General features: G+C 73.7%; 15 protein-coding genes. 7 read left to right on the top strand and 8 right to left on the bottom strand.

Annotated elements, in window-relative coordinates; genetic code table 11:
* Nucleotides 1–4 precede the first annotated feature (4 nt).
* Together rffA and IEZ10_RS04540 are read right to left on the bottom strand one after the other, a co-directional pair.
* Nucleotides 5–1,141 (bottom strand): dTDP-4-amino-4,6-dideoxygalactose transaminase, encoded by a 1,137-nt coding sequence (rffA, locus tag IEZ10_RS04545; RefSeq protein WP_189245193.1) that lies wholly within the window; start codon nt 1,139–1,141, stop codon nt 5–7.
* Nucleotides 1,142–1,394: 253 nt separating this feature from the next.
* Nucleotides 1,395–3,335 carry a DUF4082 domain-containing protein gene (locus tag IEZ10_RS04540; RefSeq protein ID WP_189245192.1) on the bottom strand — a complete coding sequence of 647 codons (1,941 nt, stop codon included), beginning with the start codon at nt 3,333–3,335 and terminating at the stop codon, nt 1,395–1,397.
* 708 nt (nt 3,336–4,043) lie between these two features.
* Between IEZ10_RS04540 and IEZ10_RS04535 the strand changes: the two genes are divergently transcribed.
* A complete protein-coding gene (locus IEZ10_RS04535) occupies nt 4,044–5,303 on the top strand; it encodes a nucleotide sugar dehydrogenase (protein ID WP_189245191.1) in 1,260 nt (419 codons plus the stop codon).
* 96 nt (nt 5,304–5,399) lie between these two features.
* Here the strand turns inward: IEZ10_RS04535 and IEZ10_RS04530 are convergent, their stop codons facing one another.
* The 3 genes from IEZ10_RS04530 to IEZ10_RS04520 form a co-directional block, all read right to left on the bottom strand.
* On the bottom strand, nt 5,400–5,816 hold the full coding sequence (locus IEZ10_RS04530) for a carboxymuconolactone decarboxylase family protein (protein ID WP_189245190.1): 417 nt from the start codon (nt 5,814–5,816) through the stop codon (nt 5,400–5,402).
* A 303-nt stretch (nt 5,817–6,119) separates the two neighbouring features.
* The gene (locus IEZ10_RS04525; protein WP_179828771.1) at nt 6,120–6,347 is read right to left on the bottom strand and encodes a DUF397 domain-containing protein; all 228 of its coding nucleotides are present in this window, start codon (nt 6,345–6,347) and stop codon (nt 6,120–6,122) included.
* A gap of 24 nt (nt 6,348–6,371) precedes the next feature.
* Entirely contained in the window at nt 6,372–7,199 is an 828-nt protein-coding gene (locus tag IEZ10_RS04520) for a helix-turn-helix domain-containing protein (protein ID WP_229810954.1), read from the bottom strand.
* 190 nt (nt 7,200–7,389) lie between these two features.
* Here IEZ10_RS04520 and IEZ10_RS04515 point away from each other — a divergent pair, with 190 nt between their 5' ends.
* Together IEZ10_RS04515 and IEZ10_RS04510 are read left to right on the top strand one after the other, a co-directional pair.
* The gene (locus tag IEZ10_RS04515; RefSeq protein ID WP_189245189.1) at nt 7,390–7,797 is read left to right on the top strand and encodes an ATP-binding protein; all 408 of its coding nucleotides are present in this window, start codon (nt 7,390–7,392) and stop codon (nt 7,795–7,797) included.
* 478 nt (nt 7,798–8,275) lie between these two features.
* Nucleotides 8,276–9,262: a M14 family metallopeptidase gene (locus tag IEZ10_RS04510; protein ID WP_308426245.1), complete on the top strand. Its 987-nt coding sequence runs from the start codon at nt 8,276–8,278 to the stop codon at nt 9,260–9,262.
* A gap of 41 nt (nt 9,263–9,303) precedes the next feature.
* On the opposite strand, the gene IEZ10_RS04505 is transcribed toward IEZ10_RS04510, so the two are convergent.
* From IEZ10_RS04505 to IEZ10_RS04495, 3 genes are all read right to left on the bottom strand, one after another.
* Nucleotides 9,304–10,113, bottom strand: a complete 810-nt coding sequence (locus IEZ10_RS04505; protein WP_229810953.1) for a methyltransferase domain-containing protein — start codon at nt 10,111–10,113, stop codon at nt 9,304–9,306.
* A 314-nt stretch (nt 10,114–10,427) separates the two neighbouring features.
* Complete coding sequence (locus IEZ10_RS04500) at nt 10,428–11,963, bottom strand: aldehyde dehydrogenase family protein (RefSeq protein WP_189245187.1); 1,536 nt, start codon at nt 11,961–11,963, stop codon at nt 10,428–10,430.
* A 119-nt stretch (nt 11,964–12,082) separates the two neighbouring features.
* Complete coding sequence (locus IEZ10_RS04495; protein ID WP_189245186.1) at nt 12,083–12,514, bottom strand: cupin domain-containing protein; 432 nt, start codon at nt 12,512–12,514, stop codon at nt 12,083–12,085.
* 189 nt (nt 12,515–12,703) lie between these two features.
* Between IEZ10_RS04495 and IEZ10_RS04490 the strand changes: the two genes are divergently transcribed.
* The 4 genes from IEZ10_RS04490 (at nt 12,704) to IEZ10_RS04475 (ending at nt 19,240) form a co-directional block, all read left to right on the top strand.
* Nucleotides 12,704–14,137, top strand: a complete 1,434-nt coding sequence (locus IEZ10_RS04490; protein ID WP_189245185.1) for an SWIM zinc finger family protein — start codon at nt 12,704–12,706, stop codon at nt 14,135–14,137.
* Between the two features lie 73 nt (nt 14,138–14,210).
* Nucleotides 14,211–15,650 (top strand): DUF5691 domain-containing protein, encoded by a 1,440-nt coding sequence (locus IEZ10_RS04485; protein ID WP_189245184.1) that lies wholly within the window; start codon nt 14,211–14,213, stop codon nt 15,648–15,650.
* Nucleotides 15,647–16,714, top strand: coding sequence for an ATP-binding protein (locus IEZ10_RS04480; RefSeq protein ID WP_179827306.1), 1,068 nt, complete (start codon nt 15,647–15,649; stop codon nt 16,712–16,714). Before IEZ10_RS04485 ends, IEZ10_RS04480 begins: the two co-directional genes overlap by 4 nt.
* 120 nt (nt 16,715–16,834) lie before the next feature.
* Nucleotides 16,835–19,240, top strand: coding sequence for a DUF5682 family protein (locus IEZ10_RS04475; RefSeq protein ID WP_189245183.1), 2,406 nt, complete (start codon nt 16,835–16,837; stop codon nt 19,238–19,240).
* Nucleotides 19,241–19,263 lie beyond the last annotated feature (23 nt).

The raw sequence follows: 19,263 nt of genomic DNA, 5'->3' as shown, positions 1-19,263 counted from the left end.
GGGATCAGCGCACCCGGTGGGCCCGGACGGCGTCGATCACGTGGGTCACGCCGGCCTCGTCCAGGTCGGCGAACAGCGGCAGCCGTACGAGACGGTCCGCGACGTCCTCGGTGACCGGGCAGCCGCCCGGCGCCACCCGCCCGTACCGCACGCCCGCGGGGGCGGTGTGCAGCGGCTGGTAGTGGAACGCCGCCTGCACGCCCCTGCCCGAAAGGTGGGCGATGAACGCCTGGCGGTCGTCCAGGTCCGGCAGCAGCAGGTAGTACAGGTGCGCGGGATGCTCGCAGCCGTCCGGGACCATCGGCTGGGAGACCCCGTTCTCCGCCGCCCAGTCCGCCAGCTCCTCGTGGTACCTCCGCCACACGGCGTGCCGCCGGGACTGGATCTCCTCGAAGGACTCCAGCTGGGAGGTCAGCAGCGCGGCGAGGACGTCGGACGACAGATAGCTCGAACCGATGTCGACCCACCGGTACCTGTCCACCTGGCCGCGGAAGAACCGGCTGCGATCCGTCCCCTTCTCCCGGACGATCTCGGCCCGCGCGACGAGGCCGGCGTCGTTCAGGAGCAACGCGCCGCCCTCCCCGCACTGGACGTTCTTCGTCTCGTGGAAGCTCTGCGCCGACATGCTCCCGAACGACCCGAGGGGCCGGCCCCGATAGGACCCGCCCAGCCCGTGGGCGTTGTCCTCGACGAGAGCCAGGCCGTGGCGTTCCGCGAGCCCGCCGATGACCTCCATCGCGCAGCCGACACCCGCGTAGTGGACGGCCACCACGGCCCGCGTGCGGTCGGTGATCGCGGCCTCGACCAGGCGTTCGTCGAGGTTCAGGGTGTCGGGCCTGCAGTCGACGAACACCGGTACGGCCCCGCGCAGGGCGTAGGCGTTGGCCGTCGACACGAAGGTGAACGACGGCATGATCACCTCGTCGCCGGGCCGCAGGTCCAGCAGGATCGCCGACAGCTCCAGCGCGTGCGTGCAGGAGGTGGTCAGCAGCGCACGGCCTGACCCGGTCAGCTTCTCCAGGAGGCCGGCGGCCCGGCGGGTGAACGGCCCGTCTCCGGAGGTCGATCCCCCGCGCACGGCCTCCGCGAGATAGTCGAACTCGTTTTCTGAGATATGCGTCCGGTTGAAGGGGACTGTCATCACTTGGGTTGGGCTCACTGCCGCAGTGAACAACAAACCGGACCGTCGCCACACATCACACCCCATTTCCTGGGGAAGGATCACACAGGTTTTACTTTTGCCGCTCGATGGTTTCCAAGCCGCCTATACCGGTATCAGCGATATTCCATGGCTTTTGGGATTCCGCTTTCCTGGGGAGCCGGGAGGCCCGGGGCCGCGTCGCGGGGCGCCGGAAGGCGCCTCCGCGACGCGGCCGGCCGCGGTGGGCGCGGCGTCAGGTGCTTTCGAACACCACGTCGACCCAGTAGTTGGAGGCCTGGACGGTGCTCGTCGGGAAGGCGTTCGCCGGGCTGTAGGTGTACACGCCGTTGCCGCCCTCGGCGCCGTCCGCGAGCGCGGTGAGCGGGCCGTTGGTGTACGGCGCGGTGAAGTAGGGCCTGTTCAGCGAGTAGCGGCCTCCGGTGTGGTAGGAGGCGACGTAGGTGGTGCCGGCGGTGACCGGGACCGGTGTGGCGAAGTTCACCTGCTGCCAGCCGGAGGCGGTCTCGTTGGTGAAGGTCGCGCTGGCGAGCAGGGTGCCGCCGCTGGTCCACAGGCCTCCGATGTGGGTCCCGGTGTTCTGCGGCGCCTTGTAGAAGCGGACGCCGGTGATGACGCCGTTCGTGGCGGGCTTGAACTTCACCCCGACCGAGACGTCCTGGGAGTCGGGCTGGGCCGGGACCGCCGGTGTGGCCGTGGCGTCCCACAGGCTGTTCGACGGCCTGAACACCACGTCGACCCAGTAGTTGGAGGCCTGGAAGGTGCTCGTCGGGAAGGCGTTCGCCGGGCCGTAGGTGTACACGCCGTTGCCGCCCTCGGCGCCGTCCGCCAGACCGGTGAGCAGGCCGTTGACGTACGGCGCGGTGAAGTAGGGCCTGGTCACCGAGTAGCGGCCGCCGGTGTAGTAGGAGGCGACGTAGGTGGTGCCCGCGGTGACCGGGACCGGTGTGGCGAAGTTCACCTGCTGCCAGCCGGAGGCGGTCTCGTTGGTGAAGGTCGCGTTCGCGAGCAGGGTGCCGCCGCTGGTCCACAGGCTCCCGAAGTGGGTTCCGATGTTCTGCGGCGCCTTGTAGAAGCGCACGCCGGTGATGACGCCGTCCGTGGCGGGCTTGAACTTCACCCCGATCGTGACGTCCTGGGAGTCGGGCTGGGCCGGGACCGCCGGTGTGGCCTTCTTGTCCCACAGGCTGTCCGACACGGACTGGATCAGCTCGGGCGACGTGCTCGGGGCGAAGTGGATCACGGCCTCGTGGTCGAAGGTGTCCCCGCCCAGGTAGACGGCGGTGATGTGATGGTCGCCCGCCGACAGGCCCGAGGTCGTGAACGTGGCCGGGGCCAGACCGCTGTGGTAGGCCGAGCCGATGATGGTCGGGCCGTCCTTGAAGACCACCTCGCCGGCGGGGACGACCGTGCCGCTGGTCGCCGCCACCGTGGCGGTGAAGGTGACCGGCCGGTCCACCCAGACGGGGTTGGGGGACGAGGCCAGGGTCGTGGTGGTCGGCGGGTCGTTCGGCACGGTGATGCGGGTGGCCGGCAGGCTCGTGGTGCCCTGGGTGCTGATCGTGCCGTTGAGGGCGAACACGCGGCCGAAGACGGCCGCGCCGCCGTTCACCGTGACCGAGTTCCGGTCCAGGAGGTTCCCCCGGAAGGTGGAGTACGTGCCCAGGGTCGCGTTGCCGCTGACCTGCCAGAAGAGGTTGTTCGCCTGCGCGCCGCGAAGGAGGCTGACGTTGCTGACGTTGGCCGTGGTGAGGCTGGACGCCTGGAAGATGAAGACGGCGTCCGGGTCGCCCTGCGCGTCGAGGGTGAGCGTGCCGTTGATCGCGAAGGTCCCGTCGGTGGAGTTGTAGACGCCCGGGTTCACGGTCGTCCCGCCCAGTTGCGGGGCCAGGGTGGCGTCGGGCGTCCGCCCGGCCGCGCTGTTGTAGGCGACGACCAGATCGGCCTTGGCCTGGGCCGCGACGGCGTCGGCGCCGTGGATGGCGCCCGACACGGTGCCGGGGGGAAAGCCGACCACCGACGAGCCCGGGCTCACCCCGAGGTCCCCGGTGATCGAGGTGAGGTTGGTGTTGACGACCGCGGTTCCGGCCAGCGCCGCGAAGGGCATGGCGCTGCCGATGCCCAGAGGCGGTGTCGCCGCCGCGCCGGACTGCGTCCCGGCGACCACGCCCAGCACGAGAGCGGCGGTGACGGAGGTCCTCAGCCAGGCGCGGGGACCGTTCCGCGGCAGGACCCTCGACCGGCCGGCTCTCCCCCCGGGCGCGGTGGCGACCCGCCGCGCGGGTCGCGCGGCGCGGCCGGCCGTCCGGCCTGGGCGCGTCAGTGGCCATCGGCGGCTCCTTCCGCGCCGTGGCTCCTGTGGCGCGGCGGTCATCCCGGTCTGCGGGCCGACGGCATCGCGATAGGGATCGGACATACGACACAACTCCTCGCTGGCTCCGTGCCGGGTCAGGCGTCCGGTGTGCCCCGTGGCCTGAAGCCGGCTGTGAGATCTCGCGGCGCCCGCCCGGTTCGTGTGTCGTTCGCCGCGTCCGCGGTCCGGCGCGCCCACGGCGGGCGGTGCGGGAGAACGCGCGGATACGCCGTGCCGGCGGAGGGCGCCGCGCCGTACGCAGACGACTGTGCCTCGGTGCGGGTGCGTCCAGGTCTCCGGAAAAGCACGAAAGACGTCTTTTAGCGCGTCGATGGAATATAATTTACTCACCCGCCATTCCGCCCATTATTCGGTTTATAAATTACGAATGGTGGTCTTTCCGTCGCGCCTCCGGCGCCGTCACGGTCCCGCCGGGGGGCGACACGCCCGGACCGCGACCGAAACGGCGTCGCAAGCGCGCCGGACTCTTACAGTCGGGGGTATATCGCTCTAAGTGATGGGGGTGCGGATATGGGGGAGAAGCTGGTCGTTGTCGGCCAGGGATACGTAGGGCTGCCGCTGGCGATGCGGGCCGTCGACGCGGGTTTCGACGTGGTGGGCGTCGACGTCGACGACTGGCGGGTCAAGCGGCTGAACGCCGCCGAGTCGTACGTCGAGGACGTCGGTGACGAGACGCTGTCGGCGGCCCACCGCTCGGGCCGCTACCTCGCCAGCACGGACTACGCCGACGCCGAGGGCTTCGACGTCTGTGTGATCACCGTGCCGACGCCCCTGCGCGAGGGCGTCCCCGACCTCAGGCACATCGGCTCGGCCGGCGAGTCGATCGCCCCGCTCCTGCGGCCCGGCGCCACGATGATCCTGGAGTCCACCACCTATCCCGGGACCACGGAGGAGTACCTGCGGCCGCTGCTGGAGGAGGGGTCGGGACTGTGCACGCCCGAGGACTTCTTCCTCGGCTACAGCCCCGAACGCATCGATCCCGGCAATCCGCACTGGCACCTGGAGAACACCCCCAAGGTCGTGTCCGGGATCGACCAGGCGTCCCTGCGGAAGGTCTCCGAGTTCTACGGGCGCATCGTGCGGGACGTCGTCTGCGTCTCCTCGCTCCAGGTGGCCGAGCTGTGCAAGCTCCTGGAGAACACCTTCAGGCACGTCAACATCGCCCTGGTGAACGAGCTCTCCATCTTCGCGCAGCAACTCGGGATCGACGTCTGGGAGGCCATCGACGCCGCCTCCACCAAGCCGTTCGGCTACCTGCGCTTCACCCCCGGCCCCGGCGTCGGCGGGCACTGCCTGCCGATCGACCCCTCCTACCTGTCGTGGAAGGTCAAGCGCGCCCTGGGGCACAACTTCCGCTTCGTGGAGCTGGCCAACGACATCAACGACCACATGCCCGACCACGTCGTGCACCGGCTCATCCTCGCGCTGAACCGGCAGGGCCGGCCGCTGCGGGGCAGCCGGGTGCTCCTGCTCGGCCTGGCCTACAAGGCCAACGCCGGGGACTGCCGCGAGTCGCCCGCGATCGAGGTGGCCAGGGCCCTGGTCAAGCTGGGCGCGGACGTGCGGGCCGCCGACCCCCACGTGGACGCCTACCTCGCGCCGCCCGGGATCGAGCTGGTCGCGGCGACCGAACGGGAGCTGTCGGAGGCGGACGCGGTGGTCGTCCTCACCGACCACGACCGCTTCGACTACGAGCGGGTCCAACGGGTGAGCCCGTTCGTCTTCGACACGCGCCGCCGCTGCCGGGGGCCCAACGTCGAGCACCTCTGAACCGTCCCGCCCGTCCCCGTACGGCCCGCGCGGGCACGGGCGGCCGGGCTCCGCGTCCCGCGCGGCGGGCCGTACGGCATGCCACCGCGCGGTCCGCTACGCGCGCATGACACGGGCGATCAGCTCCTCGACCTGGGTGTTGAGCCGGGAGCCGCGGGGCCACCCGGCGTAGTGAGTGAGGAAGACGACGATCTCGCGGAGCTCGTCCGGGGTGAGCTCGCCGGTCCGCAGCGCCGCGTCGAGCTGGATCTCCACGAGGTCGTCCATGCCCTGGCCGACGAGGAGGCCGAGCAGGAGGAGCCTGCGGTCGCGCATGCTCAGCCCCTCCCGGGACCACACCTCGCCGAACAGGTGCTCCACGGTCATGCCGAAGAAGTCGCCGGAGCCCTCGCCCCGGCCCACGCCGGCCGCCGCGGAACCGTCTCCGGCGTCGTCCCCGCCGTGGACCCGTCTCATGATCTCCAATCCGCGCGCCCGGCGGTCGCGGGTGCTGTCGTCCGAACGCTGGTTCATGCGAACTCCAGGTCCGTCGCCGGCCGGTCGGCCGGGGACGAGCACGATGGGTGGCGTCTCACCCCATCCATCGTTGGTCATTTCCCGCTCCGGGAAAAGCCACTGCCGACCTTCGGTCCGGATATTTATCACTATGTCGTTTAAATGGGCGGCGGACGTTACACGACGATCGGGTGCCGGCGGAGGAGGAACGGGAAGGGCCGGGAGCCCCCGAGGGGACTCCCGGCCCTGTTGTCGGTGCCGGCGGCGGGAGCCTCCGGCCGGACCGGGGAGCCGGCGGACCGGTCCCCCCGGGGAGATCTGTCAGCCGAACTCGCCGTCCTTGACCCCGCCGACGAAGGCGTCCCACTCGCCCTGGGTGAACGCCAGGGCCGGGCCGTCCGGATCCTTGGAGTCACGGACGAGGTAGAGCTCGTCCGCCTGGGCCTTGTGGGCCGCCACAGCCGGGTCACCGGGCACGATCGCCACTTCGACGCAGTTCCCTCCGGTACTGCGGCTGCTCTTGCGCCACGCGACGCTGGACAGATCCATGGTGGACCTCTGCACTCTTTCTTCCTATCGCTGGTTGGAACATTTCTTCGCCAGCTCCGCGATGAAGGCGGCCGAGGCGTCCGCCCTGAGAGCCATCGCGGTGAGGCTCCCGAACATGAGCGTGTACCGGCGCACCTCGTCCGGATCCTCCAGGACGAGCCCGCTCGCCGCCTGCTCCAGATAGACCAGGTCGAGATCGCCGGGCTCGGGAAAGCCCAGCAGGCAGAACGGGCCGTCCATCGCGGCGTGCGCCCCCGCGGAGAACGGGATGACCCGGATCTCCACGTTGGGCAGCTTGCCGAGATCGACGAGGTGCTCCAGTTGCTCGCGCATCACCTTCGGCCCGCCGACCTGGCGGCGGAGCACCGCCTCGTCGAGCACGGAGACCAGCTGGATCGGCTCGCCGGGGCCGTGCAGCAACTGCTGGCGTGAGATGCGTACGGTGACCTTCTCATCGACTTCAGGAGGGGCGTGGGTCACGGTGGTCACCTCGATGACGGCACGCGCGTAGGCCTCGGTCTGCATCAGGCCGGGGACGACCAGTGGCTCGTAGGAGCGCACCACCGACGCCTCCGCCTCCAGCCCGATGTACGAGTCGAAGCCGGGTTTCAGAGTCTGCCGGTGGCGATGCCACCAGCCACGCTGCCGGGCCTCCCTGGCCATCTGCACCAGGGTCTCCCGGGCCGCGCCCGTCACGCCGTACACATCGGTGAGGGCCGCCACGTCGGAGGGTTTGGGACGGGTGAGACCCGTCTCGTATCTCCAGACGGTGGTGTCGGTGGAGCCGATCCGCTCCGCCACCTCCGCCCGTGACAGCCCGCTGTCCTCCCTCAACCGCGTCAACTCGGCCATGAGACGGCGATGCCGAGCTGTCGGACTGCGCCGGGTAGCCATGCACGTATCTCCGTCCTTGGACAAGAAAACTGTGGAATTTCAATATGAGCTATTGAAGTCCCTGGTAGAACAGTTCACCGTGAGTGAGTGTGCCATCTCAGAGCGCGACGCGCATGGGAATGTGCGGGTCCGGGGAGCGAGGCCGATCATGACAACGCGGCAGCAGACGGTTCAACCTCGATTAACACTCACCCTGCGGGGCGTCCCGGAGTCGGTGTCGGTGGCCCGGCACCGGGTCCGGGAGCTCCTGGGGGAGTGCCACCCCGCGTACGAGGACGTCGTCCTCCTCGTCAGCGAGGTGGTCACCAACTCGGTCGTGCACTCCGGGTCGGGCGGCGGCGGCGCGGTCACGATGACCGTGGAGCTCGGGGCCGGGGTCGTCCTCGTCGAGGTCTCCGACGCCGGCTCGGGCGCCTCGGCGCCGCACGTGCGCAACGACCCCGACGCGGAGAGCGGCCGCGGGATGTTCCTGGTCGACCTGCTCGCCGGCCGTTGGGGCGTCGACGACGGCTGCCACGGCGGCCCCCGCACCCTCTGGTTCGAGGTCGATTTCTGACGACGGCCACGGTTCCGCGACCGGCCCGCGCCCCGGCCCTCCCGGCCGGCGCCGGACGGATCGGGACCGCTCCCCCCGGGCCGGGTAGGCCGGAGCCGAAATCCGGGTCATGACCCGTCAACGGCTCCGCCCGTCTCCCGGCGCGGACGCGCGGCGGCCGCTTGGATCAGGTGTCCGGGGGACACCGATGAGACGCCGGCCGATCGTGGCGCGCACGTTCCTGGCCCTGGCGTGCCTGGGCGGGGTCGCCCTTCACGCCCCGGCCCTTCACGCCCCGGCCCTTCACGCCCCGGCCCTTCACGCCCCGGCCCTTCACGCCCCGGCCCTTCACGCCCCGGCTTCCCGTGCCCCGGTTCTCCGTGCCCGGGCTCCCCATGCCCGGGCTCCCCATGCCCAGGCTCCCCGTGTCCCGGTCTCGCGCGCCTCGCTCCCCGGCTCCCCGGCGGGCGGCTCCGGGTACCACTCCTACGCCGAGACGGTGGCGGAGGCGGGCCGGATCGTCGCGGCCCACCCCGGCATCGCCCGCAGCGCCGTCTACGGCACCTCCTACGAGGGCCGCGACCTGCTCGTCGTCAAGATCAGCGACAACGTCGCCGTGGACGAGGACGAGCCCGAGGTCCTGTTCACCCACCACCAGCACGCCCGGGAGCACCTCACCGTCGAGATGGCGCTCTACCTCCTCCACCTGCTCACCGAGGGCTACGGCCGGGACGAGCGGATCACCGGGCTGGTCGACGGGCACGAGATCTGGATCATGCCGGACCTCAACCCGGACGGCGGCGAGTACGACCTCGCGGGCGGCTCCCGCCGCGGCTGGCGCAAGAACCGCCAGCCCGCCCCGGGCTCCTCCGCCGTGGGCACCGACCTGAACCGCAACTGGCCCTACCTGTGGGGCTGCTGCGGCGGCTCCTCGGGCTCGCCCGCCGCCCAGACCTACCGGGGCCCGGCGAGCGAGTCGGCCCCCGAGGTCAGGGCGGCCGCCGACTGGGTGCGCGGCCGCGTGGTGGACGGCGTCCAGCAGATCAGGGCGCACATCGACTGGCACTCCTACGGCGAGCTGATCATGTGGCCGTACGGCCACACCCGCGCCGACACCGCCCCGGGCCTGACCCGGGACGACCGCGCGGCGTACGCCGCGCTCGGCCGGAGCATGGCCGCCGTCAACGGCTACACCCCCCGCCAGGCCGGGGACCGCTACGTCATGGACGGAACGCTCGGCGACTGGATGTGGGGCACCTTCAAGATCTTCAGCTACACCTTCGAGATGTACCCGGCCCGCGGCGCCCCCGGCTTCTACCCGCCCGGTGGGCGGATCGCCCCGCAGACCGCCCGCAACCGGGAGGCCGTGCTCCGCTTCCTGGAGTACTCCGGCTGCGTCCACCGGATCATCGGCGGGGCGGCGCGGTACTGCGGCGCGGGGGAGGGTCCGGCCGCCGCCCCGGGCCGGCGTCCCGCTCCCGCCTGACGTCCCCGGCCGGCGTCCCGCCGTCGACGGCGCCCCGGCGCTCAGGCGCGGCAGACCAGCTCGCCGTGGAGCAGCGACAGCCAGCCGTCCTCGTCGCCCGCCCACCTCAGCCAGCCCTCGGACAGGCGGCGCAGGTCGTCCTCGGTGGCGGCTCCCGAGGACAGGGCGTGACGGGCCATGTCCGAGCGCAGCACCCGCTCGGCCCACATCCCGCCCCACCAGGCGCGGTCCTCGGGCGTGGCGAAGCACCAGGTCGAGGAGGTGGCGGTGATGTCGGTGAAGCCGGCCGCGCGCGCCCACGACAGCAGCCGCCGTCCCGCGTCCGGCTCGCCGCCGCACGCCCTGGCCACCCGCCGGTAGAGGTCCATCCACTCGTCCAGCTCGGGCAGCCGGGGGAACCAGGCGAACGCGGCGTAGTCGCTGTCGCGCACCGCCACGATCCCGCCCGGCCGGCACACCCTGCGCATCTCCCGCAGCGCCCGTACGGGGTCGCCGACGTGCTGCAGGACCTGGTGGGCGTGGACGACGTCGAAGGTGTCGTCGGGGAAGTCCAGCGCGTGCACGTCGGAGACGACGAACTCGACACCGGAGGCGCCCCGCCGCCCGGCCTCCGCGCGGGCCAGCGCCAGCGCCTCCGCGGTGACCTCCACCGCGGTGGTCGTCCCCGGCGCGACCCGCCCGGCCAGGTCCACGGTGATGGTCCCGGGGCCGCAGCCGACGTCCAGCAGGGACATCCCCGGCCTCAGGTGCGGCAGGAGATGGGCGGCGGAGTTCTCCGCGGTCCGCCACCTGTGGGACCGCAGCACGGACTCGTGATGGCCGTGGGTGTACACCGCGTGCTCAGCTGTCATGGGGAGATCACTTCCTCGGTCGGCCGGGTGCCGGACGGATCGACCGTAACAGCCATCTCGCATTTCAAGAAAGAACGTCTCGAATAATGAAATGCGTGGTCGGCTCCGTGTGAGCCCGCGGGCCGTGCCGTACAGACCGTGGGAGGCCGCGCCGCAGCTCACGACCTCCCACGTGCCCCGGCGCGCCTGACGGCCGCCAGGTGCGCGACGGCCCGGCCGTTCCCGGGCGTTCCCGGAGTACGGCGCGGGCCGTCGTGTCCCTCGCAAAGGGGATGCCGCTCTTCCGATGGGGAGAACCCCCCGGAACGGCAAAGTCACAGGCGGAAGTTCACATCCGGCACGATCTCCGCCACGTCCATCTGGGCCTTCTGCAGCCTGCCGGAGTGGTCCCAGTTCATCGCCTGCCAGCGGGTGAACTGGTCCAGCACCCACATCCCCGACTGGCGGCTGCCGTTGCCGGACTTGCCGTTCCCGCCGAAGGGCAGGTGCGCCTCGGCCCCGGAGGTGGAGTTGTTCACGCTGACCATGCCCGCCCTGATGCCCTCGCGGAACCGGAAGGCCGTCGCGGGGTCGGTGGTGTAGACGGAGGAGGAGAGCCCGTACCCGGGACGGTTGGCCAGATCCAGCGCCTCCTCCAGGGTCGGGAAGGAGGTCACGCCGATGATCGGGCCGAAGGTCTCCTCCAGGAACAGCCGGTCGCCGGGGCGCACGCCGTCCACGATCACCGGGTGGTAGTACAGGCCGCCCTCGCCGGTGAAGTCCCCGCGCGGGTTGTCGGCGGTGATCCGGCCGGTCGGACCGGAGACGACCTTGTGGTGCGGCTGGATCCAGCCGAGATACTCCTCGTAGCGGGAGGCGAACCGGTGATCGAGGAGCGGCCCGCACAGCACGTCGCCCGCCGGGTCGCCGATCTCGGCGGCGGCCAGCGCGCGCGTGAGGCGGTCGAGGAACTCGTCGTGGACGCTCTCGTGCACGATGGCCGTGCCCAGGGAGGTGCAGCGCTGCCCGGCCGTGCCGAACCCGGAGAACAGCGCCCCCTCCACCGCCAGGTCGAGGTCGGCGTCGGCCGCCACCACCATCGGGTTCTTGCCGCCGAGCTCAAGGCAGGGCGACTGCAGGTGGCGCCCGCACAGCTCGCCGATCCTGCGGCCCACCTCGGTGGAGCCGGTGAACCCGACCTTGTGCACCGTGCCCTCGCCCAGCGCCGCCCCAAGGCCCTCGAACGTCGCGGCGCCGTCGGCGAACACCAGGTTCAGCACGCCGTCGGGCAGCCCCGAGGCGGCGAACAGCCGGTACAGCGCCTCGGCGGACGCCGCGGCGTACTCGGCCGGCTTCCACACGACCGCGTTCCCGGCCAGCAGCGCGGGCACCAGGTACCACGACGGCACCGCGACCGGGAAGTTGCCCGCCGTGATCACCGCGGCCACCCCGACCGGGACCCGGAAGGTGAACAGGTTCTTGTCAGGCATCTCCGAGGGCACCGTCTGCCCGTAGAGGCGCCGCCCCTCGCCCAGGAAGAAGTCGCAGGTGTCGACGATCTCGCGGACCTCACCCAGCGCCTCGGCGTACGGCTTGCCGATCTCGCGCGTCACCAGCCGGGCCAGGGACTCGGCGTTGGCCTCCACCAGCCGCCCGATCGACGCGATCACCCGCCCCCGGACGGGCGCGGGGACGCGCGCCCACTCCCGCTGCGCCGCGGCCGCCGTACGGCAGGCGGAGGAGAACGTCTCCGCGTCGGCCAGCCGGACCCGCGCGACCACCTCGTCGACGCGGGAAGGGTTGATCGAGTCGTAGTCCGTGCCGCCCGCCGCCTGCTTGCCACCGATCACGGAGCTGATCTCGCCGGTCACCGTCGACCTCCTCGTGTGGGTTCTCTGACGGCATTGTCCCCGCAGCCGGCCGCGCCGTCACACCCCGCCGGGCACGCCGTTCCGGGGGATGGGCGGAGCGGGCGGGGGACGGCCGCCGGTCAGGCCATCCGGAAGTCGGCGAAGTCGAAGCCGGGGGAGACCACGCAGCTCACCAGGACCCCCTCGTCCCCGGCGGGCCGGGCCGCCTGCCAGGTGCCGCCGGGGACCACCGCCTGGGGGACCTGCCCCTCCTCCACCCGCGGCCCGAGGACGACGGTCCGGGTCGGCTGCCCCTCGTGGCCGCCGAGGACGAGGAGCAGAGGACCGCCCCGGTGCCACAGCCACACCTCGTCGGAGCGGACCACGTGCGGGCGCGACTCCTCACCCGGCTCCAGCAGGAAGTAGATCCCGGTGGCCGTGGCCCGGGGCCCGCCGTACCCGGGCGGGGTGACGTCGAGGGAGGTCCGCCAGGTCTCCCGGTACCACCCGCCCTCCGGGTGCGGCAACAGCCCGAGCGTCTCGGCGAGCGGCGGGCGGGCGGGAACGGTCATCAGGCACCTCCGGCGCGGGGCGGGTCCGGCCGCTTCGCGGCGCGGGCACCGGACAGTCTGCCATCCCGGTGGCGCGGGACGGGGCGGAGGAAAGCGGCGAGGGGGATATCCCGTGGGAAGGGACGCGCGGGTGAAGGAACGCCGTTCCAGGGTGGGGATTTGTCGGTGGGGCTGGCTAGCGTTCGGGACGTGACCGAACGGTGGAACCGAGACCAGGTGCTGGCCCTCGCGCCCGACGCGTCGTCCCAGAAGGCGGCCCAGGGGGTCTCCTCGCCCGGCAAGTGGTCGGGCGCCGGGGCCACGGCGGACGCGCTGTGGGGGGAGTGCAGGGGCAGCGGCTCCAAGCCCTACCTGGCGTGCGTGGACCTGTCCGAGCCCGCCTACCGCTGCAGCTGCCCGAGCCGGAAGTTCCCCTGCAAGCACGCCCTCGGACTGCTCCTGCTGTGGTCGGCCGGCGGCGTCCCGGACGCCGCCGGGCCCGCCGACTGGGCCGCGGAGTGGCTCGACCGGCGGCGCGACCGCACGGCCGGGGCGGCGGTCCGGGCGTCCGCCCCGGCGGACGGCGATGACGCGGGCGACGGCGAGGCGGTGACGGGCGGCGGCGCGGCGGCGGGCGGCGAGGCCGGCGCGGGCCGGGCGGGCGGCGCGGCCGTGGCGGCCGGGCCGGGCCCCGCCGACGCCCGGCGGGCCGCGCAGCGCGAGCAGCGCGTGGCGGCGGGCCTGGCGGAGCTGGAGCGCTGGCTCGCCGACCAGGTCAGGCAGGGTCTCGCCACCTCCCGGCGGCACGACCAGTGGGACGACCTCGCCAAACGCCTCGTCGACGCCCAGGCCCCGGCCGCCGCCGGAGCCGTCTCCCGCCTGGGCGCGGTGCTGACCGGCGACGACTGGCCCGCCCGCCTCCTCGGCGAGTACGCCCTGCTGCACCTGCTGGCCGTGGCCCACCGGCGTCTCACCCCGGCCGCCGGTCCGGCGGACGCGGCGGGCGGGCTCGACGCCGCACTGCTGCGGACGGTCCGCGAGCGGGTCGGCTTCCCCGTCGCCAAGGAGGAGGTCCTGGCCGGTGAGCCGGTCCGCGACCGGTGGGACGTCCTCGGGCGCCGTGACACCGAGCACGACCGGATCACCGCCCGCCGGGTCTGGCTGCGCGGCCGGTCCACCGGCCGGGCCGCGCTCGTCCTGTCGTTCGCCCCGGCCGGCCAGGCCCTCGACGCCTCCCTCGTCACCGGCACGACCATGGACGCCGACCTGGCGTTCTACCCCGGCTCGTGCCCGCTGCGCGCCCTGGTCGCCGCCCGCCACGACCATGCCCCCCAGGTCTCCGCCGGCCCCCCGCCGGGCTCCACGGTGGACGAGGCGCTGGACGAGGTGGCCCGCGCCCTCGCCGCGGACCCCTGGACCGACTCCTGGCCCGTGGTGCTCGACGCGGCGGTCCCCGCCGGGAGCGGTCTGCGGGCGCTGACCGGCCCGGACGGCGCGCTGGCGCTGCACCCCTCCTGCGGCACGCCCTGGCGGCTGATCGCCGCCTCCGGCGGCCACCCGCTGACCGTCGCCGCCGAATGGACCCCGGAGGGACTGCGCCCCCTCACCGCCTGGGACGAGGAAGGACGGGTGATCGTCCTGTGACCGCCCGCCTCGCCCGCCCTGTCCGTTCCGTCCGTTCCGGCTCGTGGGCCGGGACGATCCCCGGGAGGTCCTGGTGAACGCCCCGCCCGAATGGGAGGAGCTGGTCTCCACCGCGCTGGTCGGCACCGACCGCCGTCCCCTGGCCGGTACGGCGGCCCCGGAGGCCGAACTGCTCGAACGCGCCGCCGTGCAGACCGTGCGGATGCGGGCGGGCCGCCGTCCCCTGGCCGCCGAGCCGGTGGCCGCCGCCCCGCCCGAGGACCGGCCGGGGGTCTCCCGCCCGGCGGCCGACCGGCTCGCCAGGATCCTCGGCGGCGAGCAGCCGAGGCTGCTTCCCGAGTGGCTGCGCGTCGCGGCCGGGCACGGCCGCCGTGTCCCGCCGCACCTGCTGCCGGAGCTCCTCGACCAGGCCGCCCGCGACCGGTCGATCCGGCCCCACCTCGGCGTCCTCGCCGGAAACCGGGGCCGGTGGCTGGCCGGTCTCAACCTCGCCTGGGGCTTCCTGCTGAACGAGCCCACCGCCCCCGTTCCCACCGCCACGGCCGGGGCCGGCGCCGTCCCCGGCGGCTCCGGCGGCGCGCCGGACGTCTGGGAGCTGGGCGCTCCCGGCGACCGCCGCGCCTTCCTGGCCGCGCTGCGGGCGGCCGACCCGGCGGCGGCCAGGAGCCTGCTCACCCGGGGGTGGGCGAAGGAGACCCCCGGCGACCGTGCGGCGTTCCTGGAGATCCTCGCCGACCGGCTCTCGCCGGACGACGAGCCGTTCCTGGAGGCCGCCCTCGACGACCGCCGCCGGGAGGTCCGCCAGCTGGCCGCCGACCTGCTCACCCGGCTGCCCGGCTCGCGGCTGGCCGCGCGGATGGCCGAGCGGGTCACGGGGTGGTTCTCCGTCGAGGACGGCCGGATCCGCGTCACCCCGCCCACCGCCTGTGACGCCGCGACGGAACGCGACGGCATCCGCGCCAGGCCGCCGCACGGCACCGGCGAGCGGAGCTGGTGGCTCCAGCAGGCGGTGGCGCGCACCCCGCTCGGGGTGTGGCCGCGGCTGCTCGGCCGCCCGCCCGGCGAGCTCGTCCGCATGAGGATCACCGACTGGGGGCGCGAGGTCATGGCGGGATGGGTGCGGGCCGCCGTCCTGCAGGGCGACCCCGAGTGGGCGCGGGAGCTGTTCGCCCACGACCCGCTCGCCGACCTGCTGGCCGTACTGCCCGCCGCCGAGCGGGAGCGCGTCGCCGCCGGCTTCGTCCGGCGGCACGGCCTCGACGGTCAGCTGATCATGGTCCTCGGGGGCGCCGCCGCGCCCTGGGGGCCCGAGCTGGCGTCCGCCGTGCTGGAGAAGATCATCGAGGTCTCCGGCACGCAGCCCTGGAACCTCGGCGAGCTGACCAGGCTCGCCGGCGAGCGCGTCGACCCCGCCCTGTACGGCGAGGCCGAGCGGCTCTCGCCCGAACCGCCCGTCCAGGAGGTCGCCGCCCTCCTGCGTTTCCGCTACGACATGGTGAAGGAGCTTTCTTGACAACGGTTCTGCGGGCCCACGCCGAAGACCAGTTCGCGGACGAGCTGGAGATCCTCGCGAAGGACGACGACCGACCCCGGCCACCGGGCTGGAAGCTGTCGCCGTGGGCGGTGACGACGTACGTCATGGGCGACGGCGAGGCGGTCACCCCCAAGTACATCGGCCCCCGGCGCATCGTGGAGGTCGCCGTGGCCACCCTCGCCACCGACCGCGCGCTGCTGCTGCTCGGCGTGCCCGGCACCGCCAAGACCTGGCTGTCGGAGCACCTGGCCGCCGCGATCAGCGGCGACTCGACGCTCCTGGTGCAGGGCACGGCCGGCACCGCCGAGGAGGCCGTCCGCTACGGCTGGAACTACGCCCGGCTGCTCGCCGAGGGGCCGTCCCGCGAGGCGATCACCCCGAGCCCGGTGATGCGCGCGATGGCCGAGGGCAGGATCGCCCGGGTGGAGGAGCTGACCCGCATGCCCTCCGACGTCCAGGACGCGCTGATCACCGTACTGTCGGAGAAGACGCTGCCGATCCCCGAGCTCAACGAGGAGGTGCAGGCCGCGCGCGGTTTCAACGTCATCGCGACCGCCAACGACCGCGACCGGGGCGTCAACGAGCTGTCCAGCGCGCTGCGCCGCAGGTTCAACACCGTCGTGCTGCCGGTCCCGGCCACCGCCGAGGAGGAGGTGGACATCGTCTCGCGCCGCGTCGAGCAGCTCGGCCGCTCCCTGGAGCTGCCCGAGACCCTGACCGGCCTCGCCGAGATCCGCCGCGTCGTCACGGTCTTCCGCGAGCTGCGCGCCGGCGTCACCGAGGACGGCCGCACCAAGGTCAAGTCGCCCAGCGGCACGCTCAGCACCGCCGAGGCGATCTCCGTCCTCACCAACGGCATCGCCCTGGCCGCGCACTTCGGTGACGGGGTGCTGCGCCCCTCCGACGTCGCCGCCGGGATCGTCGGCGCCGTCGTCCAGGACCCGGTCTCCGACCGCGTCGTCTGGCGCGAATACCTCGAGACCGTCGTCCGCGAACGCGAGGACTGGCGTGACTTCTACCGGGCCTGCCGCGATGCGGACTGAGACGGCGCCCTCCGCCGGGGCCGCGACGCCGGGGCGGACCGCGCCGCGGGCCGGGGCGGCGCGTCCTCCGGGCGGTCCGGCTCGCGGCCGGGTGGCGGTCCCGGTGGCCGGGGGCGGCCGATGAGCGTTTCGGTGCTGGGGATCCGGCATCACGGGCCGGGGTCCGCGCGGTCCCTGAGAGACGAGCTCGAACGCCTCAAGCCGGACATCGTGCTCATCGAGGGGCCGCCCGAGGCGGACGCGCTGGCCGGGCTGGCCGCCGACCCGGGCCTCCGGCCCCCGGTCGCTCTGCTGGCCCACGTGCCCGGAGAGCCGGCCAGGGCGGCGTTCTGGCCGTTCGCGGAGTTCTCCCCCGAGTGGCAGGCGATCCGGCACGCCGTGCGGACGGGCGTCCCGGTCCGCTTCTGCGACCTGCCCGCCGCCCACGGCCTCGCCCTCGACCGGGACGGCTCACCGGACGGCCCCGCCGGCGGAGGCCCCGGCGAAGGCGGGCCCGGAGCGGCCGCGCCGGAGTCCGGGGCGCCGGCCGTACCGGTCGACCCGATCGCGGCCCTCGCCTGCGCCGCCGGATACGACGACCCGGAACGCTGGTGGGAGGACGCGGTCGAGCACCGGGGCGACACGCCGTTCGAGGTGATCGCCGAGGCGATGGCGGCGGTCCGCGACGGGCACGTCCCCGACGTCCGCGAGGCCCGGCGCGAGGCGTACATGCGGCGCACGATCCGCAGGGCCGTCAAGGAGGGGTTCGAGCGGATCGCCGTCGTCTGCGGCGCCTGGCACGTCCCCGCCCTGACCGGCGTCCCCGGCAGGGACGGCGCCTGGGGCGCCGGGCTGCCCCCGGTCAAGGCCGACGACGCGCTGCTGCGGGGACTGCCCAAGGTCAAGGCCGAGATCACCTGGGTGCCGTGGACGTACGGCAGGCTGGCCGCCTGGAGCGGCTACGGCGCCGGGGTGACGTCACCGGGCTGGTACCACCACCTGTTCGCCTCCGCCGACCGCCCGGTGGAACGGTGGCTGGCCGCCGCCGCGGGCGTGCTGCGCGACGAGGGTCTGCCGGTCTCCTCGGCGCACGTCATCGAGGCGGTACGGCTGGCCGGGAGCCTGGCCGTGCTGCGCGGCCGGCCCCTGGCCGGGCTCGCGGAGGTCGTCGAGGCGGCCCGGGCCGTGCTGTGCGAGGGCGACGACCTGCCGGTGGAGCTGATCCGGCGGCGCATGGTCGTGGGGGAGCGGCTCGGCCACGTCCCCGACTCGACGCCGATGGTGCCGCTCCAGCGCCATCTGCGCGAGGAGCAGCGGCGTCTCCGGCTCAAGCCGGAGGCCCTCGACCGCGAGCTCGACCTCGACCTGCGCAAACCCCTCGACCTCGACCGCAGCAGGCTGCTGCACCGGCTGCGGCTGCTCGGCGTCGACTGGGGCGTCCCGGCGCGCAGCCGCGGCAAGGGCACCTTCCGCGAGTCGTGGACGCTCGTCTGGCGGCCGGAGTTCGACGTCGACCTGATCGAGGCGGGCGCCTGGGGCACCACCGTCCCGGCCGCGGCCTCCGCGCGGGCCCGCGACCTGGCGGACGGCGGACCGAACACCGGCCCGTCCGGCCCCGGCGGGTCCCCCGGTGGCACGGCGGGTCCCGGGCCGGGCCCCGGCGGTTCCGGCCCCTCCGGCGGGCAGGGGTCCGGCCGGGTGTCGCTGGCCGACCTCACCGGGCTCGTCGAGCGGTGCCTGCTGGCCGACCTGCCGGACGCGCTGCCGTACGTCCTCGACACGCTGGCGGCGCGGGCGGCGCTCGACAGCGACGTCACGCACCTGATGGCCGCGCTCCCGGCGATGGTGCGCGCCCGGCGCTACGGCGACGTGCGCGGCACGCCCGCCGAGGGCCTGGCCGCGATCGTCGACGCCCTGCTCACCCGGATCTGCGTCGGGCTGGGCGCGGCGGTCACCGGCCTGGACGACGACGCCGCCCGCGACCTGCTGCGTCACATCGACGAGGTGCACGCGGCCGTCGCCCTCCTCGATGACGGCCCCGCCGACGGCGTCTCCGGTGACGGGACGCCGCGCGGCCGGTGGACGGCCGCGCTGCGCGGTCTGTCCGGCCGTTCCGGCCTGCACGGGCTGATCGAGGGACGGCTCACCAGGATCCTGCTGGACGCCGGGGACCTCGACGACGCGGAGGCGGGCCGGCGGATGGCGCTGTCCACGTCGGCGGGGCACCCGCCGGCCCGCGCGGCGGCCTGGATCGAGGGCTTCCTGTCCGGCGGCGGCCTGCTGCTCGTCCACGACGCCCGGTTGCTCGGGCTGGTCGACGGGTGGCTGGCCGGCCTCGCCCCGGAGGCGTTCGTGGACGTGCTGCCGCTGCTGCGCAGGACGTTCGGCGCCTTCGCCGCGCCGGAGCGGCGCTCGATCGGCTCCCGGGTCCGAGCGCTCGGCACCCGGGAGACGGCCGCCGCGGCGGCCGACGAGATCGACGAGGCACGCGCGGCCGCCGCGGTGCGGACCGTGCTGGCGCTGCTGGGAAGGACGGAGACCCCATGACCGCCCGCGGAACCACGCGAGGC

Origin of the sequence: Streptosporangium pseudovulgare (assembly GCF_014648055.1) — a bacterium.
In the GTDB taxonomy this organism is placed as follows: domain Bacteria; phylum Actinomycetota; class Actinomycetes; order Streptosporangiales; family Streptosporangiaceae; genus Streptosporangium; species Streptosporangium pseudovulgare.
The sequence above is the reverse complement of the archived record's forward strand: the minus strand, read 5'-3'. Positions and strand labels throughout refer to the sequence as shown.